General features: G+C 41.2%; 24 protein-coding genes. 13 read left to right on the plus strand and 11 right to left on the minus strand.

Annotation, left to right across the window (positions count from 1 at the left end; translation table 11 throughout):
• Nucleotides 1-30 precede the first annotated feature (30 nt).
• Nucleotides 31-903 carry a twin-arginine translocase subunit TatC gene (gene tatC / locus AC1RRY_RS10325; protein ID WP_492821155.1) on the plus strand — a complete coding sequence of 291 codons (873 nt, stop codon included), beginning with the start codon at nucleotides 31-33 and terminating at the stop codon, nucleotides 901-903.
• A gap of 71 nt (nucleotides 904-974) precedes the next feature.
• On the opposite strand, the gene AC1RRY_RS10330 is transcribed toward tatC, so the two are convergent.
• Complete coding sequence (locus AC1RRY_RS10330) at nucleotides 975-1409, minus strand: (4Fe-4S)-binding protein (protein WP_492821154.1); 435 nt, start codon at nucleotides 1407-1409, stop codon at nucleotides 975-977.
• 177 nt (nucleotides 1410-1586) lie between these two features.
• Here AC1RRY_RS10330 and AC1RRY_RS10335 point away from each other — a divergent pair, with 177 nt between their 5' ends.
• Together AC1RRY_RS10335 and AC1RRY_RS10340 are read left to right on the plus strand one after the other, a co-directional pair.
• Nucleotides 1587-2816: a carboxypeptidase-like regulatory domain-containing protein gene (locus tag AC1RRY_RS10335; RefSeq protein WP_492821152.1), complete on the plus strand. Its 1230-nt coding sequence runs from the start codon at nucleotides 1587-1589 to the stop codon at nucleotides 2814-2816.
• A gap of 143 nt (nucleotides 2817-2959) precedes the next feature.
• The gene (locus AC1RRY_RS10340) at nucleotides 2960-3469 is read left to right on the plus strand and encodes a DUF6265 family protein (RefSeq protein ID WP_492821150.1); all 510 of its coding nucleotides are present in this window, start codon (nucleotides 2960-2962) and stop codon (nucleotides 3467-3469) included.
• Nucleotides 3470-3537: 68 nt separating this feature from the next.
• Here the strand turns inward: AC1RRY_RS10340 and AC1RRY_RS10345 are convergent, their stop codons facing one another.
• Nucleotides 3538-5637, minus strand: a complete 2100-nt coding sequence (locus AC1RRY_RS10345; RefSeq protein WP_492821148.1) for a BatA domain-containing protein — start codon at nucleotides 5635-5637, stop codon at nucleotides 3538-3540.
• A gap of 240 nt (nucleotides 5638-5877) precedes the next feature.
• Between AC1RRY_RS10345 and AC1RRY_RS10350 the strand changes: the two genes are divergently transcribed.
• The gene (locus AC1RRY_RS10350) at nucleotides 5878-8229 is read left to right on the plus strand and encodes a prolyl oligopeptidase family serine peptidase (protein WP_492821146.1); all 2352 of its coding nucleotides are present in this window, start codon (nucleotides 5878-5880) and stop codon (nucleotides 8227-8229) included.
• Between the two features lie 31 nt (nucleotides 8230-8260).
• Here the strand turns inward: AC1RRY_RS10350 and pnuC are convergent, their stop codons facing one another.
• From pnuC to AC1RRY_RS10365, 3 genes are all read right to left on the minus strand, one after another.
• Entirely contained in the window at nucleotides 8261-8914 is a 654-nt protein-coding gene (pnuC, locus tag AC1RRY_RS10355; protein WP_492821144.1) for a nicotinamide riboside transporter PnuC, read from the minus strand.
• Between the two features lie 89 nt (nucleotides 8915-9003).
• Nucleotides 9004-12693: a sensor histidine kinase gene (locus tag AC1RRY_RS10360; RefSeq protein WP_492821142.1), complete on the minus strand. Its 3690-nt coding sequence runs from the start codon at nucleotides 12691-12693 to the stop codon at nucleotides 9004-9006.
• 54 nt (nucleotides 12694-12747) lie between these two features.
• Nucleotides 12748-13026: a HesB/IscA family protein gene (locus AC1RRY_RS10365; RefSeq protein WP_492821140.1), complete on the minus strand. Its 279-nt coding sequence runs from the start codon at nucleotides 13024-13026 to the stop codon at nucleotides 12748-12750.
• A 106-nt stretch (nucleotides 13027-13132) separates the two neighbouring features.
• Here AC1RRY_RS10365 and AC1RRY_RS10370 point away from each other — a divergent pair, with 106 nt between their 5' ends.
• Entirely contained in the window at nucleotides 13133-13657 is a 525-nt protein-coding gene (locus tag AC1RRY_RS10370; RefSeq protein WP_492821138.1) for a DUF7935 family protein, read from the plus strand.
• On the opposite strand, the gene AC1RRY_RS10375 is transcribed toward AC1RRY_RS10370, so the two are convergent.
• Nucleotides 13650-14165: a DUF421 domain-containing protein gene (locus tag AC1RRY_RS10375; protein ID WP_492821136.1), complete on the minus strand. Its 516-nt coding sequence runs from the start codon at nucleotides 14163-14165 to the stop codon at nucleotides 13650-13652. The genes AC1RRY_RS10370 and AC1RRY_RS10375 overlap by 8 nt on opposite strands.
• 199 nt (nucleotides 14166-14364) lie before the next feature.
• On the opposite strand from AC1RRY_RS10375, the gene AC1RRY_RS10380 reads away from it, so the two are divergent.
• Genes AC1RRY_RS10380 through AC1RRY_RS10390 form a run of 3 tightly spaced genes read left to right on the plus strand, consistent with a single transcriptional unit; the run spans nucleotide 14365 to nucleotide 16992 of the window.
• A complete protein-coding gene (locus AC1RRY_RS10380) occupies nucleotides 14365-14943 on the plus strand; it encodes an RNA polymerase sigma factor (RefSeq protein WP_492821134.1) in 579 nt (192 codons plus the stop codon).
• A 38-nt stretch (nucleotides 14944-14981) separates the two neighbouring features.
• A complete protein-coding gene (locus AC1RRY_RS10385) occupies nucleotides 14982-16400 on the plus strand; it encodes a porin family protein (RefSeq protein ID WP_492821132.1) in 1419 nt (472 codons plus the stop codon).
• 43 nt (nucleotides 16401-16443) lie between these two features.
• Nucleotides 16444-16992 carry a thioredoxin family protein gene (locus AC1RRY_RS10390; protein ID WP_492821130.1) on the plus strand — a complete coding sequence of 183 codons (549 nt, stop codon included), beginning with the start codon at nucleotides 16444-16446 and terminating at the stop codon, nucleotides 16990-16992.
• A gap of 281 nt (nucleotides 16993-17273) precedes the next feature.
• Here AC1RRY_RS10390 and AC1RRY_RS10395 read toward each other — a convergent pair whose 3' ends face one another.
• Nucleotides 17274-18533, minus strand: coding sequence for an MFS transporter (locus tag AC1RRY_RS10395; RefSeq protein ID WP_492821128.1), 1260 nt, complete (start codon nucleotides 18531-18533; stop codon nucleotides 17274-17276).
• Between the two features lie 171 nt (nucleotides 18534-18704).
• Nucleotides 18705-19313: a 3-keto-disaccharide hydrolase gene (locus AC1RRY_RS10400; RefSeq protein WP_492821126.1), complete on the minus strand. Its 609-nt coding sequence runs from the start codon at nucleotides 19311-19313 to the stop codon at nucleotides 18705-18707.
• A 76-nt stretch (nucleotides 19314-19389) separates the two neighbouring features.
• Between AC1RRY_RS10400 and AC1RRY_RS10405 the strand changes: the two genes are divergently transcribed.
• Nucleotides 19390-20133 (plus strand): hypothetical protein, encoded by a 744-nt coding sequence (locus AC1RRY_RS10405; protein ID WP_492821124.1) that lies wholly within the window; start codon nucleotides 19390-19392, stop codon nucleotides 20131-20133.
• Here AC1RRY_RS10405 and AC1RRY_RS10410 read toward each other — a convergent pair.
• Nucleotides 20130-20561, minus strand: coding sequence for a hypothetical protein (locus AC1RRY_RS10410; RefSeq protein WP_492821122.1), 432 nt, complete (start codon nucleotides 20559-20561; stop codon nucleotides 20130-20132). The genes AC1RRY_RS10405 and AC1RRY_RS10410 overlap by 4 nt on opposite strands.
• Nucleotides 20561-20812, minus strand: coding sequence for a hypothetical protein (locus AC1RRY_RS10415; RefSeq protein ID WP_492821120.1), 252 nt, complete (start codon nucleotides 20810-20812; stop codon nucleotides 20561-20563). The genes AC1RRY_RS10410 and AC1RRY_RS10415 overlap by 1 nt, the downstream gene beginning before the upstream one ends.
• 141 nt (nucleotides 20813-20953) lie before the next feature.
• On the opposite strand from AC1RRY_RS10415, the gene AC1RRY_RS10420 reads away from it, so the two are divergent.
• Together AC1RRY_RS10420 and AC1RRY_RS10425 are read left to right on the plus strand one after the other, a co-directional pair.
• Nucleotides 20954-21409, plus strand: a complete 456-nt coding sequence (locus AC1RRY_RS10420) for a nuclear transport factor 2 family protein (protein ID WP_492821118.1) — start codon at nucleotides 20954-20956, stop codon at nucleotides 21407-21409.
• 41 nt (nucleotides 21410-21450) lie between these two features.
• Nucleotides 21451-22350, plus strand: coding sequence for an SMP-30/gluconolactonase/LRE family protein (locus tag AC1RRY_RS10425; RefSeq protein ID WP_492821116.1), 900 nt, complete (start codon nucleotides 21451-21453; stop codon nucleotides 22348-22350).
• A 70-nt stretch (nucleotides 22351-22420) separates the two neighbouring features.
• On the opposite strand, the gene AC1RRY_RS10430 is transcribed toward AC1RRY_RS10425, so the two are convergent.
• Nucleotides 22421-22945 carry an NADPH-dependent FMN reductase gene (locus tag AC1RRY_RS10430; RefSeq protein ID WP_492821114.1) on the minus strand — a complete coding sequence of 175 codons (525 nt, stop codon included), beginning with the start codon at nucleotides 22943-22945 and terminating at the stop codon, nucleotides 22421-22423.
• A 104-nt stretch (nucleotides 22946-23049) separates the two neighbouring features.
• Between AC1RRY_RS10430 and AC1RRY_RS10435 the strand changes: the two genes are divergently transcribed.
• Nucleotides 23050-23763, plus strand: coding sequence for a DNA alkylation repair protein (locus AC1RRY_RS10435; protein WP_492821112.1), 714 nt, complete (start codon nucleotides 23050-23052; stop codon nucleotides 23761-23763).
• 30 nt (nucleotides 23764-23793) lie between these two features.
• Nucleotides 23794-25056 carry an aminotransferase class V-fold PLP-dependent enzyme gene (locus tag AC1RRY_RS10440; protein ID WP_492821110.1) on the plus strand — a complete coding sequence of 421 codons (1263 nt, stop codon included), beginning with the start codon at nucleotides 23794-23796 and terminating at the stop codon, nucleotides 25054-25056.
• Nucleotides 25057-25087 lie beyond the last annotated feature (31 nt).

Here is a 25087-nt window from a genome sequence, read left to right on the forward strand (position 1 = left end):
AAGTACATCAACGAAAATTATTGAAATAAAATGCCGTTAGATCAAACCCCTTATTACGATTACGATAATGATAACGAGGAGAAAGAAGGGAATGAGATGTCGTTTCTTGACCATCTTGAAGAACTTCGCTGGCACCTGATTCGTGCCGCTGTTGCTATCGTTATCTTCATGGTTCTAGCGTTTGTTTATATTGGAGATATCTATGATACCGTTATTCTGGGGCCGTCGAAAATAGATTTCTGGACCTACCGGATGATGTGTAAACTTGGGACAGCCGTGGGTGCACCCGGGCTATGTGTAGAGAAACTTCAGTTTAGTTTAATGAGCCGTGAGGTATCAGGACAATTCATTATGGCCTTTACTTCGGCGGCAATCATTGGTCTGGTCTTTGCATTTCCATATGTTTTCTGGGAAATCTGGCGATTTGTTAAACCGGGCTTGAAAGTAACGGAGAAGAAATCGGCCAGAGGCGCGGTTTTCTATGTTACTTTTCTTTTCTTTTCTGGTGTGTTGTTCGGGTATTTTATAGTTTCGCCATTGGCCATTAACTTCCTTGTTAATTTCCAGATTAGTTCAAGTATTGAAAACCAGTTCGATATCAGTTCTTATATTTCATTACTGGCTACCCTTACATTAGCCTGTGGTGTGGCCTTTCAATTACCTATTGCCATTTTTGTGCTTACTAAAATAGGCATCATTGGCCCGCAGTTTATGAGAACCTACCGCCGCCACGCAGTGGTTGTTATTCTGATCGTAGCAGCGGTTATTACACCATCGCCCGATATCACCAGCCAGTTGCTGGTAGCATTCCCTTTATATATTCTGTATGAAGTGAGTATCATCATATCGGCCCGAGAAGAAAAAAGACGATTAGCCGACCTTGAAAAAGAAGGCGATAGCTAATAGGTATTTATAAAATAAAAGCCACTTGCATAAAACAAGTGGCTTTTATTTTGGTCATAATTTAAGTGGTGCTATGCCATAAAACCTATTTTGGTATGGGTACCGTCACAAAAGGGTTTATTCTCTGAAGACCCACAACGGCACAGAGCCGTCACCTTGTGTTTTTTAGTAATGTTCCCTTCAGCATCCTTTATTGAAATATTGCCATATACCAACAAAGGGCCGTTTTGTGCGGTTTCAATGATAGTCTCGTTGTCAATCTGCTTTTCTTTCTCTCCCACCTCGTTTATAAAATAAGACAAAGCGCCTGAAGGGCACTTATCTATCTGTTCCATAATTCTTTGCCCTGTTTCTTTTTCCGGTGTAACCCACGGACGTTTGCGAGGGTCAAACACATGGGGCAGCCCTTTGAAACATATCGCCGAATGGATACATATATGCGGCTGCCAGACAACCGTTACTTCGTCATTCGTGTAGTGCTTGGTTATTTTCTTCTGTTCTTCCATTAGTTTGAAAATTTACTCAATAATAAGAAAACTCAGGCGCATTTCAAATGCGGTTTAGTAGTACAAATCTTTAATATACATCTTCCAGAAATCTATTTTAACCTTAATTAACCTAGAACTAAAAAATTAGTTTTTAAATTTGTACTGTTATTCTAAATTTATCTTATTCAACTACAAATGAATATCCGAATTGCAGCCTTTTTTGTCCTGATACTTGGTTTCCCCTTGTTGAGTTCAGGTCAGTTAAGCATTGAAGGAAGAGTTGTTGACGCTTCTGACAAGAAACCGTTGATATTTGCCAACGTGTTTATCAGTAATACCACTAAAGGCCAGCAAACAGATGAAAAAGGGAGATTCAAACTTACCAATGTACCGTCGGGTACCATAGACCTGGTCATTAGTTATGTAGGCTATTCCACCTTTTCGTTGCAACTAAAAACCGATACCCTTAAAAGACCACTTCTTATTGTACTCCAGGCCGATGCCATTGCGCTGCAGGGTGTAACCATCAAGAGAATAAAAGATGGCTATAAACAATACTTTTATCTTTTTCAGGAAGGATTTATAGGCAAAACAAGTTTCTCAGCAGCTTGCAAATTGAAAAACCCGAAAGCACTGAATTTCAGTATGAATGATGATGACACCGAATTGATTATCACAGCAGACGAACCACTGGAAATTGAGAATAAAGAACTGGGTTACATAATTAAGTATCAACTGGAAGAGTTTAGCTATCATTTTAAAAACCAGTATATATCGTTTTATGGTTATCCGTTTTTTGAAGAGATGAAAACCAAAAGCGCTAAAAAGAGAAAAGAATGGGCAGAAAACAGACTCAAAGCCTATTACGGGTCGTCCCAGCATTTTTTTAAAGCACTTATCGAACAACGCCTTGAACAGGAGGGCTTTGTAATGCACCGTTTGATAAGGGAGCAAAAAAAGTTTTTTTCAGTACCCCTGTTGCCTGAAAGAAAAGACAGTCTGGGGAATATCATCAGCCAGGCATCTACGGAAAAAATGATGATTGATTCTGCCGATGTTAAACTAAAGGCTGATCAATCTCTCAGAAAGTTATCGACCAGCAGCTTTGCCCGCCATGTACAATACCTGGTAAAAACTCCATTGAAAGAGTCTGAAGTCATCAGTGCATTGGATGATATATTTACGCTTGATTTCAGCAATCATCTATACGTGGTATATAACAAAGAATTTGAAGAACCGCAGTTTCTTTCCCCCGGACAGAAGAACGTGCCGCAGACTTCTGTTCTTTCCATGCTGGAACCTCCTGCCCTAATTGAGAAAAACGGTCACCGGATCAATCCGCTTGCCGTTATTTTTGAGGGTCGATGGGGCAATGAAAAAATCGGAGAATTACTTACACTCGACTACCGCCCGGAACTACCATAGACTACCGATTCTGACTTTGCAAAACCGACAGAGAGTTGAGCCAAAATCAATAATAAAATAAATCTTCAAAATAGGGCTTATATGCGTATAAGCCCTATTTTTGTATCTGGCTAATTATCAATCCGTTTACCTACAATATAACTATGAAAAACTCAGTACGTACTATTCTCTTTCTTTCTCTGCTTCTTAATTTCGTCATAGCCGGCAAATCAGCCCTGGCTCAATCCGGGAAAGCCACGCTTAATGATGTAGCTTTTATGCATGGCCATTGGCAGGGCACATTTAATGGCGGGCCTATTGAGGCTTTCTGGGCCAAACCTGCCGGCGACAACCTGACGGGATTTATACGTATGATGAAAGACGACAAAGTAACCATGTACGAAATGCTTATTTTCGAACAAACCGAAAATGGCCCCATTGTGCTGGTAAAACACTTTAAACCGGGCCTGATAGGCGTGGAAGAAAAAGAGGTGTCAGACCGCTACCGTTTCATTGAGTCGAAGAAAGACTGGGCATTGTTCGAAAAACAAGATGGTTCGGTCAGAATCATTTATGAAAAACGTGGCCCAAATCAACTGGTGGTTCAACGTGGCAGACAGGAAAACGGCAACTGGGCATTTGCCGATTTATTTGTGTTCAATACTGCAAAATAATGCATACCGCATCAATTAAAAAGCCTTCTGATTAATAATCAGAAGGCTTTTTAATTAGTATGGTCTATTTATCCCTTTATAAACCGAATCAACAAAATCTCTGCTAAAAGAAAAACCAGGGCGAGCATCACACAGTATTTCCAAAGGGGTGTTCCGATATTATTTTCCCGGAAAGTCTTCACAAAGTCTCCATCCAGCAGATTATCAAAAACAGTTACATTCTTTTGTCCGGTAAAAAAACTTTTCAATTCCTGAGGAGTATAAAACTCCATTTTCGACTCTTCATTGTCGTGGTTCAGGGCCAGAAGCTTTTCCGTCTTACCATCCAGCTGCAACTCATAGTATCCCGACTCTAACAACTGGTTATCGCTTAGTTGGGTAGCTTTAGGTAATTCCAGTGTCAATTGGTTGCCATTGATACGCTGTATCGGAATTATCTCAATACGATTGGTATTTCCTTCTGTTACTATATTTTTGAGCTTGTATGTGGCATTCTTTTTTGCATCAGGCACATCAACCGTAATACTGCCTTCACTGAAATTATAGGCTGCTCTTTCATGTTTCACACTCGTCGAAGCAATTTTAAACATGGTTGGTACAAAAAAGGCATGTTCGGCAAAATTACCGTAGGTTCTTTCGAGAGGCGACGCACATACATATACCTTACCCTTCGCTATATTAGCAGCAGTAATGAAATTCTGCTGGTTCTTAAAAGTCAATATCTTCTCTCCTATTCCCGACCAGCTCAGCACCGGTTGCATCAGAGGTGTATTAGTAACACCCTGCAGGGTTGTCCGCTCGAATACATCGGCATAAAAAGGATTTTTCCGGTCAGGTTCGGCCACAGGCAACTGGCTTTGAGGCAGTGCCGCCTGATTATTAACTGCAATACTGGTAACACCAAAACCGGATAAGAACTGTCCGTAATCATCGGCATCGGGTCTTGCCGGAGGGAAAATCAGTAAACTTCCTCCCTGCCGTACAAATTCTTCAAGACTGGCTCTAAAAGTTCCGTTTATTTCCTCTACTCCTTCAACTACAATCAGATTGGCATTCTTAAACTGCCCTATATCTACATTGCCTGCACTATATGCTTTATAGGCAAAAAGACTGTCGTTTTCAAAGACCTTGCCGATGTAATCTGCCGCACTGCGCTGCTGATACAAGTGCAATACCTGAATAACAGGCGATGCATCGAGCACAAAATAATAATCGTTGTCGAAGGTAACGGGCTGGTCATCGAAAGATACCTTACCCTTATGAAAGCCCCTGTCTTTTACAGTAAAATTAAAAGTTGCTATAGCCGAGCTATTCGGTGCAATATCTACCGACGCCGTAGATGCTTGCGTGTTATCGATAAACAATCTCACCGGTAATTTTTCCACCTCATTATCGCCCGAGTTAAACACTTTTACATACAATACATTGTTCTGCATTTCTCTGATAAACGGTGAAGCTAACCAAACGGAGTCAACAAAAACATTCTGTGAGGCCTTACCCCTCACCGGCACCAGAAACAGCTTGTCTAATGAATCTATTCTGATGTTTTTCAAATCACCGGCAGTACTTTTCTGAAAATCAGAAAACCAGAAAAACTGGTTGCCCGCACTGGCATTATGTTTTTCAGCAAGGCTTCTCTGGCGTTTATATACATTCTCCAGGGTTCGCGGATTAGGGGATAACCCTACTGAAGTAAGCCTGTCTTTAATTTTGGTAGTATTGGTCACGGCCTGATCTTCACCCGAGAAATCGTTGGTTATCAATTGCACATTCGGCGATTGGCTAAACAACGTCAGCAATTCATCAATCTTTGTAACAGCCAGGTCTAAATAACGTTTGTTTTCGGTAGTATTCTGCATACTTAACGAATTATCCAGATACATGCTGCTTACTCCCAAACCGGTCGAATGCCCGGCACGATTATTACGGGCAGGTAAAAAGGGCTGTGCAAAGGCTACAGCTAAAAAGATAAGAAACAAAACCCTTGCTGCAAGAATAAGCCATTGCTTGATACGTCTGAAAGAACTTGTTTCGGTTTCCACCACTTTCAGAAACGCCACATTGGTAAAGAATACCTTTTTGGTACGACGAAAGTTGAACAGATGAATAATGATTGGTATCGAAATAGCCAACAAACCCCACAAAAAAGACGGAAAGAGAAACTGCATATAATCGGGTTCTGAGGGTGTATCTTTGTTTTTTATTATTAAACGTAAAAGTTTGAAAATCCTTTCAGTTCTAAGCCTATATTTTGTCTGCCCTGCCCCACCATCATTGTCGGGCAATGTTGCATTTAAAAATATACCTTATAATTTTGCACAACAGCCTATTCTCTAATAACTTGGTTCGCATTAGCAAACTTAATAAAATACAGTAATTTTGTCAAAACTAATTACACCCTGAAACATATGAAAAAACACTTCATTCTACTTACTGTTTTATTGTACTCCTTCACAACCCAAGCCCAACTGACTGTCGAGAAAATTATGCAGGAGCCCTACAAATGGATAGGGACTTCGCCAAGCAATATTTTCTGGTCAGAAGACTCTAAAACCATCTATTTTTCGTGGAACCCCGATAAAAACAAATCGGATTCGCTTTACAAGATTGTGCTGCCCGGCAAGACTCCTGTAAAAGTTACCCCAAAAGAAAGAAGAAACCTGCCCGCACCGCAAAGCATCTATAACCGTGATTATTCATTAAAGGTATATGAAAAACAGGGAGAACTCTATCTTTTTTATTGCAAAACCCTGAAAACCAAACAACTCACCAATACAATTGAGAGAGAATCGAACCCGTACTTCAGCGGAGACGAAACAAAAATTATTTTTTCAAGAAGTGGTAACCTGTTTAGCCTCAATCTGGCAGATGGGTTCATTTCGCAACTATCAAACTTCATAACAGGCAACAAAAAACCGGAGGCGAAATTAAATGAGGAAGAACAGTGGCTCAAAGCAGACCAACTGGCCTTGTTTGAAATTCTGAAAGAAAGAAAAGATAAGAAAGACGCTACTGAAAAAAATACCAAAGCCGATCAGCCAAAAAGACCAAAGGAGATTTATCTGGAAGGCAAGAACCTTGAGACACCAATCGTAAGCCCCGATTTACGTTTCATTACTTATCGCTTGTCTACTCCGGCTGTTGGTGCGAAAACCACCATCGTGCCAAGCTACGTAACTGAATCCGGCTTTACGGAAGACCTACCTGCACGTACCAAAGTCGGTAGCCCGATGAGCAGCTATGAAAGTTTCATTTACGATACCAAAAAGGATACGGTTTACCAGATTGGCACAAAAGATCTGGCAGGTCTTACCCAACAAGCTGAATTTCTGAAAGATTATCCTAAAAAAGACACGACGCAAAAAAAACAGGCGGGTCGTAAAATAATTGTTGTAGGACCCAAATGGTCAGAAAACGGCTCACAGGCAGTAGTGGTGGTTCGTTCGTTCGACAACAAAGACCGCTGGATTATGCTACTGAATGCAGAAACTGGCAAACTTAAACTTTTAGACCGCCAGCATGACGAAGCCTGGATAGGTGGCCCCGGTGTCGGCTTTACACTCAGCATGGGTAACCTCGACTGGATTGATGAACAAACCATCTATTTTCAGTCAGAAGCCGATGGGTATTCGCACCTCTATACAATCAATGTAAATACAGGAGAGAAAAAACAATTGACCTCCGGCAAATTTGAAGTACAGCAAGCTCAACTTTCTAAAGATAAGCAATGGTTTTATCTGAGTACCAACGAAGTGCATCCCGGCGAAACACATTTGTATAAAATGGCTGTTACAGGTGGCGAGCGCATCAAAACAACCGGTATCGCCGGTGGTAACGAAGCCACGCTTTCTCCGGATGAATCAACCATAGCCGTACGGTATTCATACATGAACAAACCATGGGAGTTGTTTGTACAAGACAATATCCCGGCAGCTAAAGCCGAGCAGTTGACCTCGTCACTGACAGATGAATTTAAAGCTTACAACTGGAAGGAGCCGCAAGTAATTACTTTTAAAGCCCGCGATGGCGTTGATATTTATGCCCGTATTTACGAGCCTGCCAAAAAGCTAAAAAACAAAAAGGCGGTTGTTTTTGTGCATGGTGCCGGATACCTGCAAAACGTACACAAATGGTGGAGCCAGTATTTCCGCGAATACATGTTCCACAATCTATTGGTTGACAAAGGCTATACCGTGCTGGATATCGACTACCGTGCCAGTGCAGGCTATGGTCGCGATTCTCGTACAGGCATCTATCGTTTTATGGGAGGCAAAGACCTGACCGATAATGTGGATGGCGCTAAATTACTGGTAGAAAAATATGGCATAGACCCTAAGAAAATAGGTATTTACGGTGGCTCTTACGGTGGTTTCATCACATTGATGGCCATGTTTACCACTCCTGATGTTTTTGCAGCCGGAGCGGCTCTGAGACCTGTGACCGACTGGGCGGCGTATAATCATGGCTATACAGCCAATATTCTGAATGAACCGCAGACCGACAGCCTGGCCTATCGGAAAAGCTCGCCGATATATCATGCAGCGGGGTTGAAAGGTCACCTGCTGATTTGTCACGGCATGGTTGATGTAAACGTACATATTCAGGATTCTTACCGACTGGTGCAAAGACTGATAGAATTGAAAAAGGACAACTGGGAAATGGCGAGTTATCCGATGGAAGACCACGGGTTCGTGGAGCCCACTTCCTGGATGGATGAATATAAACGGATTCTGAAATTGTTTGAAGAACGCCTGAAATAATATGCTAAGGGGGCCGCTTGACGGCCCCCTTTTATTTTGCTTTTCTGTATTCCTTCGTCCAGCTGATAGCACCAAACAGGGCAATCACACAAAATACTGCATAAAGGAGCGAGTACAATTTTACCTCTTTCACAAAGTACATATAGGTACTGATAATATCTACTCCCAACCACACCCACCACGATTCTACTTTCTTGCGAATCAATAAAAATGTCGCAAAAATACTCATAATTGTAGTAAAGGAGTCCATATAAGGAAAAGCACTGGGCTTACTGAATACAAGAGGCAGCCACTCGTGCAGATTCCGTGCGAAGGTACCTAACAGAAACGTACCAGCCAGCCCTATCAATGTCAATAAACCGAACTGTTGAAGCGACAACTGGCTTATTTTCAGTTCATTTTTCAGGTTGGCTTCTTCCTGCTTAGGATATTTCCATTGCCAGAAACCAATCAGGTTGGTAATGAAAAAGAATACCTGTAAGAACATATCCGGATACAGCTGAATCTGATAAAACATAATAAACGCCAACACCACGTTAGATAACCCAACCACCCAACTCCAGACGTTTTCACGAGCAGATAGAATAACCGCTACTAATCCTGTTATAGTGGCGTAAAATTCCAGGTAGCTCATTCTTACCCCCATCAATTCAAAAAATATGTTTTCGATATCAAAAAAATCCATTTGTTATTTCTTTTCGGCAAGATAAGACCTGCCGTTGTTAGTTTTGCAATATACGCCCGTATTTCTACTAATCATTAAATGAAACTGTATTACCTGCGAATAGCTTTTAAAGGTAAATCAATAAAAAAAGTAGTGCCACGGCCATTTTCTGTTTCAAACCAGATATTACCACCTGCGTGTTCTACTCCACGACGCGCCATCGCCAGACCCAAGCCCGAACCGCCAACCTTAGTAGTAAAATTTGGACGAAACACTTTTTGGCGATGGTTCTCGGGTATTCCTGAGCCGTTATCCTGAATCTCAATGATTACTTTGTCTTCATCACTTTTATAAAGTCGCAGATTAATGATGGGTCTTCTGCCTGCAGGAACTGACTGGATACCGTTGATAATCAGATTGGTTATCACCCGGCTCATAAACTGCCGGTCTCCTATTACCAGAGCGGTTCTTTCTTTAATATAGGCATTCAGTGCTATTTTCTCGTCTTCTGCATATAAATCAGCCGATTTCCTGATCAAAGGCACCAGATCAAAAACATCACTCCGGGGCACGGGCATCTTGGCAAATTCAGAAAAAGAGTTAGCAATTTCACTGATGTTATCAATCTGCTCTGTCAACGAATTCAGTGCTCTCTCAATCCGTTCCTTTGCCTTAGGATTGTCGAGTGTCAGAGTACGTTGCAACTGTTGAATGGATAATTTCATGGGCGTGAGCGGATTCTTGATTTCATGCGCAACCTGTTTGGCCATTTCGCGCCAGGCGGTTTGCTTCTGACTCTGCGCAAGCGCTGTTTTACTATCCTCAAGCCTTTTAAGCATTTTATTGTATGCTTTCATTAAAAGTCCGATTTCATCCTCCGAGCTCCAATTCAATTTTTCATTCAGTTCATTAATATCTGTCTTTTTCAATAGATGCGCTAAGGTCCGTAATGGTTTGGTCAATTGCCTGCCAACAAAATAGGATACAATCAACAAAAGCAGAAATAGTATTGTAAAAGTATTCAGAACAGACGCAACGGCTGCACCTAATGGCCGGTCTAATTCTGCTTTGGCATCAAAAAACGGAACACCGATTATTCCGGTTGGTTTCCCGTTATATCCTTTCACAAGCATATAAGCGGTTTTATAACTCAGGCTACCGTGGTTCTCCGTCAACAGGCATACATTGTCTTTTCCTTCAACAATCTGCCGGTATGCAACAGCGTTGATGAAGTCCGAAAGTAAACCACCTCTGTGTATCATTGACTGGCTCGTCAGGTTTAATCTTCCATTAAGATTGTACAGATTTATGTCCAGTTTTTTGTCACGGGCCAAATCTTTTATCTCCTGCACCAGGGTTGCTTTGTCAATTCCATCTTTATTAAAACTCTCTAGTTTTCTCTGCACAACGGAAGAAACACTTTGAGTAATTTCCAGATACGCCTCATCCTGATTGCTTACAAAAGTTGACTTAATCGCCCAGATAATAACCATAACTGTCAACACTACCGGCAACAGAAAGGCACCATTGAGATATAACTGCACCCTGCCCGTAAAATTAGTGTGTCTGTTTCTGAAACTAAATATCAGCGCGTATATCACTAATACCCCTGCTATGAAAAGTATTGAGAGGAAAAACAGAAACGAAAAGTTGGAAAGCGCTCGCTGCAGGATTGAGTATTCTGATGAAATAACAACTTTGTATCCTTTCTGCTCTGATTTACCAATGTGCCGGTAACCATTCAGTACAATCCCCCCTTCATATAGTTCTTTGCCATTTATTACCGAAACGGGAAGTTGCCTGCCGTAATTGAAATTACCTGCATTAAAAATCAACTGATTCTTTTCATCAAAAATGGCATAACTATATTTTTGGGTTTCAGGTTCTTCGTTTAATTTTTCTTCATTAAGCAATTTCTGATAGGTATTGCCTGCCGGGTTGTCTTTCAATATCAGAACCACGTGGCCAATCAGACCGGTACTTTTACTAACAGGAATAAAAGCTACATATTGATTGGCGATACTATCATTTTGACTATCAATCAAAAAAACATGAGGATCTGCCGTTTTATATTCATCCCTGTGGAATTTATCCTGATAAAAGTCAAAATTATCGGGGTCCTCCGGTTTATTTAACGACCTCCCCGTTTTATTAAAAACCAGTATGCTAATATCGTACCGCTTAAAATCGGTTATCTTGCGCTCAACTATATCCGATATTAGCGTAGGTGTTGTCCGGGCTAATGCTGAAGCTAAAGCCGTATCCTGCTCAATTGTCTGAACTGCCCTGACAAGTTGTTGCTCTCCGGATTTATCATTGATTTCCAGATATTTCTTCGCAAACTCCTGCTTCTCAAAAAAATCTCTTTTTTGCTCCTCTTCCATAATGACAAACACAGCAATACTCGCAGAAACAAAAGCACCTGAAATGAAATAGAGTGTTGTTTTATATTTAAGACTATAAAAAAACCTGGGCAAACGGCCGATATATAGTATCAAAAAATAGAGAGGCCCAATTACATAAACCCAACGGAATTTATCAATAAAAGCAATTACTAATAACCCAATCAGCACACCAACCAGCCATTTTACTATTGCCATTTTCAACTCTTTGTTTAGCTTTAAAAAAAGGCAGCAAAGCAGGTGAGTCGTGAGAAAAAAGGCACAGGATGTAATAATATAAAACAGCAACACAGCTATTTTCAATGATGAAAAATATACGCTCAGCGTAAACTCCAGAGTAAACGCCGATTTTTGGTAGATATGACTCAGATTTCTGTAAAACAAAAACGCGTTCAATACTGTAATTGCTACGGCCAATACCGACAACACATGCTGTACAATGGGCGGTGTCTCGAAAATCTTGTAGTAGGTATTAGACTTATAGAAATATACCGCCACATAACCCAGCAAGAGAAAGCCCACAACAGCATTGAGCAATAAAGCACCTAATGAAGGAGCGAGGGCATGAACAGTCAAGATTCTGGGGTTAAACAGGTCGAAGCCGTAAATCAGAAAAGGAATGCCGTTGGCCAGCATCATAAGCCTGATAAAAATGAGATATGCCGCCAGTAAAGCCAGTGCACGACCAAAGTATCGCATTCTTACAAAATCGGTTATCCAGAAGGCAAAATATATTCCCAGTAAAAAGACCCCGGTAATTGCCCATAGCAATGTGTTAACTGAAAGTGTCGGAATAACCGGTTTTTCTAACTGCGGTGGAACAACCGAAAAAAGAAACCGGTTTTTGTTGTCTGTGATATTCAGATATCTGTTTTTAACGGGCAAATCCAACAGGTTTTCCGGTTCTATTGAGAATATCTTGCGGTTATAATCTTCTTCTGTAAGAACTCTCTGGTAGAGATTAACAAGCGAGTAGATTTCTATTTTATCACCATTATGGTTGAAGCGTTGACCGTTGACGATATACTTAGCGTTTTCGGTACTTAACAGGAAAGTCTCTGTATTTCCGGCAATTGCCTGATAAGGAGGAACAAAATGGTGGTCTGACCAATAGATCAATTGCCGGTTACGAAAAATATAGTAGGGATACCTGGTTGCCAGTTCGTAATCAGCAAAGGTATTTCCCTTTACCTGATGATATCGCGAAATGATATCAGATAAATCTTTCACCGAACGAACAATTGCTGCACCGACATTCTTTCTGACTGAAACCGCGTAGCGTTCCTCAGGAGACACGAAAGTTCCCTTTTCAATGATGAAAAAGTTCAGACCGGCGCCAACAAAAAATCCGAGTGAAAGAATAAGCAATAATGGTTTCCTAACTGACTTCCAATCCATAAAAACCGATTAAGTTCTGAGACTAAACTCAATCGAAAACCATGCCAAAAACCCTTAGTCTTTCAGAATTACGAAACCCATACCGGCCTCAGTTTGTGTATAATCAATTTTAACACCTATCAGGTACATCAGGTGTTTACGGTCTATCACTATTTTAACGCCTTCAACCTCATAAATCTCGTCGCTTTCAGAGGCTTTGTCTAAACCTAACAGATAATTTGCCGAACACGCCCCACCTTTTATGCCTACACGCAAAGCGTAACCGTCAGGAATCTGCGGAGAATTCAGGGTTCTGATTATTTCTTCTTTTGCTATTTCCGTAAATACTATCATCTGGCCGGCATCGTTAATAAATACAAGCAAAAATAATCACTACTCCATTACATTCCCTAATAGAGTAATTTATAATTTTGTATCATAAATCTCTGAAGAAGCAATAATGGCTTTATTGACCGAATTACTGAAAATACTTATCCCTGCCGCTGCCATTTTATATGGCATGTACCTGACCGTTCAGACATTCCTGCAAAAACAGATTGAACAAAAGCAGCTGGAAATAAAACTGAAAAACAACGAACTGATAACCCCTATACGTTTGCAGGCGTACGAGCGCATGACACTCTTCATGGAACGCATTACGCCAAACAATCTATTGGTACGGTTAGGCACCAATGCCATGCAGGTGCTCGATTTTCAGCAGTTGTTATTAAAAGAAATAAGAGAAGAGTTTAATCATAACCTTTCACAGCAGGTGTATCTGTCGCATGAAGCCTGGGAGAAAATCCGTCAGGCCATGAACGACGTCGTTGCCTTAATCAATACCTCTGCCTCCGGCTTGCCAACCGATGCACCGGCCATTGATTTATCGAAAAAAATCTTTGAACGTGTCATTACCGAAAATCAGCAACCTACAACAGAGGCACTCAGGTTTCTGAAAGAAGAAATACAGGCCCTGTTTATGTAGTTGCGTTAGGGTTCTGAAGTGACTTATGAATGCGCTTTCGCCGGGATCTCGTCTTGAAATCATCGGTCAGCACGCTTATATTTCCGTCAACCTCCAGCACAGCCAGATCTACGTTTTCAATTTTTTCAACGCCATGTTCACGGATAGCTGCTTCCAACTCGGCGAGCGTAAAACCAGCCACTGCCAGATTCTTTTCTTTTATCTGCCCGTTGTAAACCAGCATAACGGGTTCTCCCTGTATCAGTTTACTGATGGAATCATACCTTCCTATCAGTTTTTTAAGAATAAAATTAGCCACAAAAAGCACGCCTGCAGCGGTAAGCCCACCTGCAAGAGAATTGTCAGGACCAACCATGGCGTTCTGAACTGCATTACTGATGAGTAAAATAAACACCAGATCAATCACTGAAAGCTGCGCCAGCTCTCTTTTACCAAAAAGCCGGATGGCAAAAATCATAAACAGATAAACTACCAGTGCTCTCAGGGCAATGTCTAAATAAGACGCCATAAATAAACCATTTTATTGACCGTTTCAAAACCAACTCAAATGTAATGAAACTTTTGCGTTCGGGAAATAGCAGCTTTGAATGAGAAGCAGGTACTTTAGTCGCGTATCTATTGCTTTTTGTCGTATTTTTCATTATCGTTGAGTAGTATTTTCAGAGGCACGCAACCCTGAATACGTTTTGTGCGTAATCAGATTAGTTATGGTAAATCATTTGCCTGATAGTCCGGAAGAATTACTTATTGCAAGTTTGAAAGGTGACCGCCAAAGCCAGGAAAGGCTTTACAGGCAGTACTATGGCTTCGCCATGGGTGTTTGTCTGCGTTATAACCACAATCGTGAAGAAGCTTTAGAAATTGTAAACGATAGTTTTCTGAAAGTGTTTACCAAAGGAGAGCAATACGATGCTGCAGGCAGGCACTCGGCCTATCCTTTCAAGGCATGGTTCAGAAGAATTATTGTTAATACCGCATTAGATTATTACAGGAGCCAACAAAAACACTATTTCCACGAGAATCTTGACGAAGCATATGATGTGTCTTCACCCGAAAGCAATGCTTTAAGCCAATTGAATCACGAAGAATTACTGGAACTTGTTCAACGGCTGCCTTCCGGCTACAGGGTGGTATTTAATCTCTATGTAATAGACGGATATTCGCACGAAGAAATCGCACAAAAATTGCAGATTTCGGTGGGAACATCCAAATCAAACTTATCACGTGCCAGAGAAGCCTTAAGAAAAATGATTATGAAAATTGATGGGGCACTAACAGACAATTAAAACAACAGGCTGTCTGCAAAGGAAGCCTTTTAAATAAAATGAGCAAAAACATACATGATCTATCAGATGAAGAGTTGGATGATCTTTTCAGGCAATCGGCTGAGAAGACCAACATCGGCTTTGACCCTGATGCATGGAACAAAATGAATCAAAAACTTGACTCAGCCGCAAAGCCGCAGTCAGGTTCTGTTACGGGTGGTAATCTTCTGAAAAGGAGAGGTCTGGCATTGCTTATAGTGCTGTTATTCACGATAAGTGGCATTTACTTGCTGATAAAAAAGCCGGCAGGTGTATTAAATGAAACAAAAACAACCGGGGCAAATACGAAAAATGCAGATTTGAAGCGTACTGAAACAAAAAAAACAGCTATTGTAAATAATGTCCAAACCGTGGACAACCCAAAAGGAGATACCGGATTACTCAAAAACAAGGTTGAAAATGAAATAAAAGAATCCGAAGATGCGTCTAAAAAAATTGATAACAAACAGAGAAGTATAAAACTCCTTAAAACACAAACACCAGCTTCGGCCGGAAACACCGAAAGGGACATTGCAACTGCTGGTATAGAAAAGCGAAAAAGACAAAAACTCACGGTTGAATTAGGTAAAACCTCAGGAGATATTACTATTAAGGCGAAGTCCGGTAATAGTGAGCCGGCAGAAAATTCCACCAACAATCGGGGTACTAAATCAGAGAACCAGTTCAATGACCCGGCTGTAGTGGCTACCTCTACACGTGTTCAGCTAACACCGGTTCACTTACTGTCGATACGTCAACGCCTACCGGAGACTCATTTACACCTGCCTGAAATAGCTTATAAAACAGTTTCTCAGGTAAGAGTTCAACAGATACCAGAAAATACAGTATTCAGAAAAGGACTAAATGTCCGTCTGGCCTTATCTCCCGACCTCAGTTTTATTCCATCCAATCGCATAGGTAAGATAGGAAGTAACTGGGCTGCGATGCTTGAATACCGCTTCAACAATCGTCTCAGTGTTCAGACAGGCGTTATCCGTTCTACGAAATTATATGACGCCTTGCCTGAGCAGTACGAATGGGCAGATTATCTCTCGCTGCAATCATCGTTGAAAGATATAAATGCAACGTGCACAATGCTGGATATCCCGATCAATTTAAGATATGACCTTTCGACAAGACCCAATAGCCGATGGTTTGTGTCCGGCGGTTTCACCAGCTATATCATGCTGAAAGAAACCTATCGTTATAACTACGAAAACCCGTCTGACCCCTACATTAAGTATAAAGGATGGGAGGGAGAAACAGGGTCTTATCCGTTCAGTGTATTTAATCTGTCAGCAGGATATGAACGTCAGGTTTTCAGACGTTTAACTTTTCAGGTAGAGCCTGTGTTCAAAACTCCTTTAGGAAAAGTAGGCTACGGAAAAGTAAAATTGGCTACGGCAGGCGTATTTTTCTCGGTTAAGTATCCTTTCTGAACTTTGACAGGGGCAAAAACTGTTTTGTCAAAAAGAAATACCCATGAAAAACATATTTCCTCTAATTGCGCTTATCGCTTTCAGTTTTACTTCAATGGCACAAACGGCCGGTGAGAGTAAAAAAGAAATTCAATGGATAAGCTTACAAGAGGCGTATAATCGTACACAAAAGGAGCCACGTAAAACGATTATCGATGTATATACCGATTGGTGCGGCTGGTGTAAAGTAATGGATAAGAAGACCTATTCTAATGGGGCAATAATTGATTATCTGAATAAAAACTTTTACATGGTAAAGCTGGACGCAGAAACCCGGCAGGATATTGTAGTAGGGGGCGTTAAATATACCTTTGACCAGAAAAACAATGCCAATCAGGCAGCTATTACTTTACTGCAGGGCAATCTCAGCTATCCTACCACTGTTTTTCTGGATGCAGAATATAACATGATTCAACCGCTTCCGGGTTACATGGAACCACGGGCGTTTCATCAGGTTATTACTTTTATTGGCGGTGATAATTACAAGAAAGAAACTTTCGAAAAATACAAGGAAAGCACTTATAAGACGGCTTTCGGTAGTGTTAAATTATAGCATTAATTGTTTTGGGTTCCTCGGAGAGGCCAGAAACGACTCAGGTAAAGCGTTTCTTTATCCTATTGTTGACACAAAGTTAGGCTGAATCTACAAGGCTTCATAGCGTAAAAATACGCAATTTATCAGGGGTTTTTACGCATTCTTAAAATCACATGACGTACTAATGATACCGCTGAATCAGTTATTTTAATAAATCAGTCCATTTCACAATATAAAATCCGGATAAAGAGCGGTTTTACCATCTCTTTATCCGGATTCATCATTTATACCGGCAAAACCTATTCTTCCAGAAAATCCAGGTCTTTTCCGTGTGTTTCCTGAATGGTGAGGGTCGAATAAAACCCTATGGCAAAACAAAGTGCACCAACAATTGCACCTGCAATAATTACACCCTGATCAGGCTTAAAAAACTTATAGCCCATAGTCATAATTACCACCGTTCCTCTCACCATATTGGGTACCGTAGTAGCAGCAGTGGCTCTTAGATTTGTACCGAACTGCTCTGCTCCTACTGTCACAAACATAGCCCAATAGCCGGTGCCTAAGCCCAGCCAGCAGCACACGGCATATAGCATATCCGGGCTTTTAATACCTCCGGAAAACAAGAAAAACAATACACCTATAAAAGCAAAGGCCATCATGGTGGCAATAGCTTTTTTGCGGGAATGAAATAAATGACTGATAAATCCGCTAAAGAAATCTCCGACCGAAATACCTACATAAGCCCACATAATGGCCAGACCCGGGTCAACTTTTTCGGTAATACCCATGGCTTCGCCAAACTCATTGCTGAAATAGGTAAGAATACCAATGCAAAACCAGGTCGGCAGCCCGATGCCTATGCATTTCAGGTATTTTATGAAACGCTCCCGATTGGTGAAAAAAGCAAAGAAATTACCTTTCGTTACGTTTTTCTTATTCTCAATATCTTTATAAATACCCGATTCTATTACCCCTACCCTTAATAACAAAAGAGCCACTCCCAAACCACCACCAATCAGATAAGCTATTGTCCAGTCGCCCGATAGCTTAACTGTAAAAGTAGCCACCACGGCACCACAAAGCCCTATACCTGCTACCAGCGACGTACCAATGGCCCGTAAATGTTTAGGCAATACCTCTGAAACCAATGTGATACCTGCACCAAGCTCACCTGCCAGACCAATACCAGCAATGAAACGCAGCCACTTGTAAGCCTCAATTTTGTCAGCAAAGTGTATCTGCGGAATAAGCCCGCAGGCAATATTAGCCAGTGAATAGGTAATTATCGAGCCGAATAGTACAGACAGCCTCCCCTTTTTATCTCCCAGAACACCCCATAGAATCCCACCAATCAATAACCCGATCATCTGGAAATTAATGATGGTGGTACCCACCGACGATATCTCTTCTTTTGAAGATAAGCCAAGGCTCTCAAGACTTTGCACGCGTACAATACCAAACAATTGCAGGTCATAGATATCAACAAAATAACCGAGGGCAGCAACAATTACAGGCAGACTGAAAAGGTGCTGTAATGTGGTCTTTTCTTGTTTCATAGAGTTCAGGTTTAATATTTCTTTAGTTTGGTGAGTGTTTGAACATTTATAGCTTAAAACGGTATTTACGGTGTCTGTTTAATATAACATCGGGCTAAAAAAGACCCTCTCCTTTTGGTTGGGGAGAGGGATATACATTTACTACCGAATAGACCTGCTTGTATGATGTTCTTACAATTCTTTTACCACAATGTTTTTCCATCTTACTTTAATACCACCGCCACTGTGAATCTGCAAGGCCAGAATACCATCTCTTTCACCTATTTTCGGATCATCCAGTTTAATCATTTCTGTGCCATTCAGTATGGTAGTTACCACATTGTCAACTACTCTCACGGTCATGGTATTCCACTCGCCCATTTTCAGTGCTTTGTCTTTTTCTTCAGTTGGTTTAATTATCCATCCACGACCGTGTGACTCGTAGATACCACCCGTTGAGTGTCCCGGAGGGGCTACTTCTGCCTGCCAGCCTGTTATGGTTGTGCCATTGATAGATGAATGGAAAAATACACCGCTATTGCCGTTGGCCTCTTGCTTGAAATCAAGCGTCAGTTCAAAATTCTTGAATTTTTTCTCAGTTCCAAGGTAACCATATTGCTTGTCCGGCCCGCTTTCGCACACCAGATTACCATCTTCCACATACCATTTCTCAGTACCGTATACTACCCATCCGGTCAGGTCTTTACCATTAAAAAGTTTTTGTCCTTTGCTCTTTTGCGCAAAGCTTAAAGAAGAAATCAATAAAAAAGTAATAGTCAGGAAACGAAGTTTTGTTTTCATTTTGAATAGAGTTTATTTACTGTTACAAAGAAAAGATAAATTTCTTATCTTGCATCACCAAGCAAAAACTATTTCTATGCCAAAGCGTATATTCAGTGTTTTTCTTTTGTCTTTTTTCCTTTCGGCTTCGTTTTCTTTTGCACAAAATTCTCTGACGAAAGAAACTTTTGACGGGCTAATCAACGATAAAGTTCCTGTTTTGATGACACTGACTTTCGATGATAACCTGATCTACGGCACGTTGGTACATAAACGGGTAGGGCAAGCCATCAAAGTAATAGGGTCATTAGAAAACGGCAATATTCTGCTGCATGAATTTGACTCAAAAGCAGAAGTAACCGGTGTATTTTATGGCACAAAGAAGGGAGATGAGATTACGGGGTCGTGGTCAAAACCCAACACAGAAAAAGAACAGGGCTTTGCATTAAAAAAGGCATCAGAAATCAAAACAGAAATTGCGGCAGTGAACATAACAGGCACTTATGCCTACAGTTTCGGCAAGGAAGCAGGTGCAGGCAATCTTTTGGTTAATCAGGTTGGTAAAGACAAGGTTATGGTTGAAATGCAGGCCAACAGAGGCGCACCCAGTTATAATCAGGCTACTATTAACAAAACCTCGCTCAAACTCAATGGCAATCAGGTTATTTATGAAAACAACGAGTTTGGAAAATGCAAACTGAAAATCATATTCTTTGAAGGAGGCGCCACCATTATTTATCAGGACGAAGCTTTTGAGTGTGGATTTGGTAACGCTGCAACTGTAATTGGTAACTATATGAAAACCGACAACAAACCACCCAAATTTGAAAAACAAGACTAAACCATAAGGGTTTGTGTTGCTGTTATTCTGATTTTTTCCTGTTCTTCGGTTATTAAACTATCAGTAATAATAAAAGGACAAACCGCACAGGCTCTTTTTCCATTCTGGAAATACCAACGGCAGTTAGCCCGAATACTACAAACAGGGAGACCAGAGAAACCCTCAAAAGACTCATTCATTTGCAAAACCCTGTCAATTACTGTACATCTTGACCCATCCCATTGGCGACAGCCGCCTTCAACACACTTGTTTGTAAATCTGAAACGTTTTTCCGGCGCATTACCTTTAACTGCCACCTCAATAAATTCATCGGTTACTTCAATTTTCTGAGGCAATAAACTAACGAATCCTTCCTGATTGACAATACCGATAACACCTGCCCCAGGCTCACAAACAGCGCTGGGGCAGGCTTTGTCAAGCGGCTTCATCAATGTTGCCGGTTAATCTGTTTGAAAGTCTTTGACAGTTCAATGGCACGGATGTCTTTAAACCGACGAAGCCAGATTCCCAACCATTCGGGGTTGATTCTCAGCATTTCCTTTTTACCCAGGGCCGCCGAGTGATCAATGGTGGCCACATGTTTAGAAACCACCGCATTGATGTCTTTTTGCAAGGCTAGTTTTTGTTCTTTCGATAACTCAATGTTTTCGAGCACAACGTTAAATTTTGTAGATGACATGGCTATAAAGTTTTTTTACAAAAAAAATTTAGGATTCAAAGGTAAGTAGTATAATTGTCAGATTTTAGAGTAAAAAGTCGCAAATCGCTACGTATAAATACTCTATTTTTCCTGTTTCATCATCCTAAACTTTATTTACCAATGAAAAACCTATTCGCAGTCTTACTTTTGTTAATTACCGCTACTGCCTTTGCGCAAACCGACGAAGCACAGATAAAAGCGAGCATCAATCAGGTGTTCGATGGCATGAGAAAAAACGATACCACGCTTATTCGTCAGGTTCTATACCCGTCATGCTTTCTCAAATCGATCGGAAAAGACAAAAACGGAGAAGTTAAATTACAGGAAGACCCGATCAGCGGCTGGTTGAAATCGGTCGGCACCAAGCGTGAAGGCGTTGTATTAGACGAAAGACTAACAGCCTACGACATAAAAATAGACGGTGAAATGGCTATGGCATGGACACCCTACGAGTTTTACGTTAACGATAAATTCAACCATTGCGGTGTAGATGTATTCACAATGATTAAAACCGACAAAGGCTGGAAAATAGCAGGCATTGTAGATACCCGCCGGAAAGATAATTGTAAGAAATAAAGAGTTACTACCAATAGTTTATGATATCAAATTCATTTGCCATGAAAAAAGTCTTTCTGTTAAGCACCCTTTTGCTGGGTCCTGTTTATGTGTATGCACAAAAGAACATTTTTCAAGCCACCGATTTCACCCAAGAAGGGCAGTTTACCAATAACTGTGAAGGGCCATCGGTTGACAAAGCCGGTAATGTGTATGCCGTTAATATCAATCAGGATGGTACCATTGCCAGAATTACACCCGACGGACAAACTTCTGTTTTTCTGACCCTACCCAACGGCAGCGTAGGCAATGGTATCAGGTTTGGATCCGGGAATACTTTTTTTGTGGCCGATTTCATGCAGCATAATGTATTGAAAGTCGATTTGAAGACCAAACAGGTAAGTGTACTGGCGCATGTTCCGGCTATGAATCAGCCGAATGATCTGGCTATCATGAGCAACGGCACTATTTTTTGCAGCGACCCGAACTGGAAAGAAAGCACTGGCCAACTATGGAAAGTAACACCTGACGGCAAATCTGAATTACTAGTAGTCAACATGGGTACTACCAATGGCATTGAAGTTAGCCCCGACGAAAAAACACTGTATGTAAACGAGTCGGTGCAGAAAAATGTGTGGGCTTTTGACATTACACCACAAGGTACCTTAACTAATAAACGCCTGTTGATAAAATTTGAAGACGGCGGCATGGACGGCATGCGATGTGATACCAAAGGCAACCTGTACATCGCCCGCTGGGGCTTGGGTGTGGTAGATATTGTTTCACCGCAAGGGAAGATAATACAGACCGTTAAAATGAAAGGCAAGCAAACGTCTAATATCTGCTTTGGTGGTAAAGATGGCAAGACCTGTTACGTAACCCTACAAGACCGCAAATGTCTGGAAACTTTCAGAACCATAAACCCTGGTCGGGAATGGAAAATGATGAAGCGATTCAAATAGCGTTTCTGCCAGAAATATCCTTATAACAGTAAAAAACCGTTTCAGAAGTGAAACGGTTTTTTACTGCCTGTTAAAATGCTATCAATTGCTTAGCCTGTCGTTCTAAGAACGTACGATAAATCTCAAAAGTAAAGTCTTCGCCATCAAAATGGCTTCTTATGCTACCCAGCTTCATGCGCAATCCTAATACATCTGTGCCCATGTAGCTTAGTATATCATTCAGGTGCCCTAAACCTACCGAATTACCCTGCATCCCCGATGAAATACCTACCAAAGCCGCTTTTTTATGATTGAAGCTGTCAGGATACCGCAGTCCGTCAAGAAATGTTTTTAAAACTCCGGGGAACGAGCCGTTGTATTCCGGCACAATGAAAACGAATTTCTGAGTGGTATCAACAACAATCTGGAATTCGTTGAAAGAATCATTCCGGCCCGTATTGTGATAAAGCGCCGAAAAGGCAAAATCTTCCGGTAAGTCAGCCAGATCTATGATGGTACTTTCTGCTCCCAGCGATTGCAACAATTTCTGATAATATATGCCTACTTTTCGGGAAAGCGAATTCTTGCGATTGGTGCCAATGATTATTCCGATCATCTTAAAGGAAAATTGTTATATCAGGCTCAAGATTAAAATATCTCTTCAACTTGTGAGCCATCATATTTTATTATCTTTAACAAAAAAAACATCAAATCGTTTCCATGAACGAACTCATTTCAGAATTACAGGCAGTAGCCACGCCCGAAAGGGCAAAAGCATCAGCCTGGTTCTTCAAAACCGGTAAAGGACAATATGGAGAAGGAGATGTTTTTATAGGCATATCAACGCCTGATTTACGCGCAATCTGCAAAAAATATCATTCCCTTTCATTTGACGACCTGGAGGTTCTACTCAATGACCCCATTCATGAATACCGCATGGCGGCTTTAATGATTCTGGTGAGTCAGATGAAAAAAGCCAAAGGTGAAACCCGGAAGGCAATCTATGAATTTTATCTGAAAAACATACCATATATCAATAACTGGGACCTGGTCGATGCATCGGCAAGAGATATCGTTGGCAATTATTTGTTCGATAATGACCGGAGCATATTATACGAAATGGCCCAATCTGAGCACCTCTGGACGCAGCGCATCGCTATCATTGCCAGTTGGTATTTCATCAATAAAGGTCAGTATGAAGATACCCTCCGTATAGCCGAAATACTACTATCTCATAAACATGATCTGATTCACAAAGCGGTAGGCTGGATGCTCCGGGAAATCTGGAAAAAAGAAACCGTTAACAGGAATGGCATTAGTGAGGTAGAGCAGTTCCTTGAAAAAAACATACGGCTCATGCCCCGAACTGCACTCAGGTATAGCATCGAAAAAATGACCGAAGAACGAAGAAAATATTTCATGCAATTAAAATAAAACCATCTTTATTAACCATTTTTCACTTTCATGAACAAGCGCCAGTTTATCAAGACCATTGCCGCAACGGGTATAAGCTTACCGGTATTCGGGCAAAACCTTAATAAAAAGTTGAATCAAATACAATTTCAAACCCCGGAAGAGGTTGCCGCCAATGAAGATTTCTGGGCCGAGGTAAGAAAAGACTATAAAATTAAACCCGATTATATCAATCTCGAAAACGGGTATTATTGTTTTACTCCGCAACAAACCCTGCAGCATTTTGTGGCGCATGTTCAGGACATAAACCTGCAGGGCTCGTATTACATGCGTACCAGGCAATTTGATGACAAACTTGACATAAGAAAAAAACTGGCTGCACTGGCAGGTTGCTCTCATGAGGAATTAATCGTTACACGGAACACTACAGAATCGTTAGATACTGTCATTGCAGGAATCGACTGGAAAGCAGGCGATGAGGCAGTAATGGCCGAACAGGATTACGGCGCCATGCTTGATATGTTTAAACTACAGGCACGCAGATATGGCATCGTTAATAAAATTGTGTCGGTACCCAATCATCCTAAGTCGGACGAAGAAATTGTATCTGTATATGAGCAGGCCATCACACCTAAAACCAGGTTGCTGATGGTTTGCCACATGATTAACATTACCGGACATATATTGCCAATCAGGAAAATATGTGATATGGCACACAGCAAAGGAGTAGAGGTAATGGTTGATGGCGCCCATGCTTTTGCTCATATCAATTATAAAATAAGTGATCTGGGCTGTGATTACTACGGCAGCAGTATGCACAAATGGCTGAGTGTACCTTTGGGTACCGGATTGCTCTATGTGAAAAAAGACAAAATTGCCAAACTATGGCAGATGTTTGGCGACATGGGCTATAAAGATGATGATATCAGAAAACTGAATCATACCGGTACCACTCCTGTTCATACTGACTTAACCATTGCAAATGCCGTTGAGTATTACGAAAAAATAGGTCGAGACAGAAAAGAAGCCAGATTGAGATACTTGCAGGAATACTGGACTAAACAAGTGCGAAACCTACCCAACATTGTATTGAATACCCCTGCAGAAAGTCACAGAGCCTGTGGCATTGCCAATGTAGGCATTGCCAGCATGAAACCGGCCGAACTGGCCAAAACACTACTGGAGAAATACAAGGTCTGGACAGTAGCTATTGATTCACCTACAGTAAAAGGCTGCCGGATAACCCCTAATATTTACACCAGCACTACCGAGCTTGATGCCTTCGTAAAAGCATTGAAAGAACTATCGGCATAAAAAAAATGCCCACGGGCTAGCTCGTGGGCAC

Source organism: Emticicia sp. GW821-FHT11C11 (assembly GCF_058808615.1).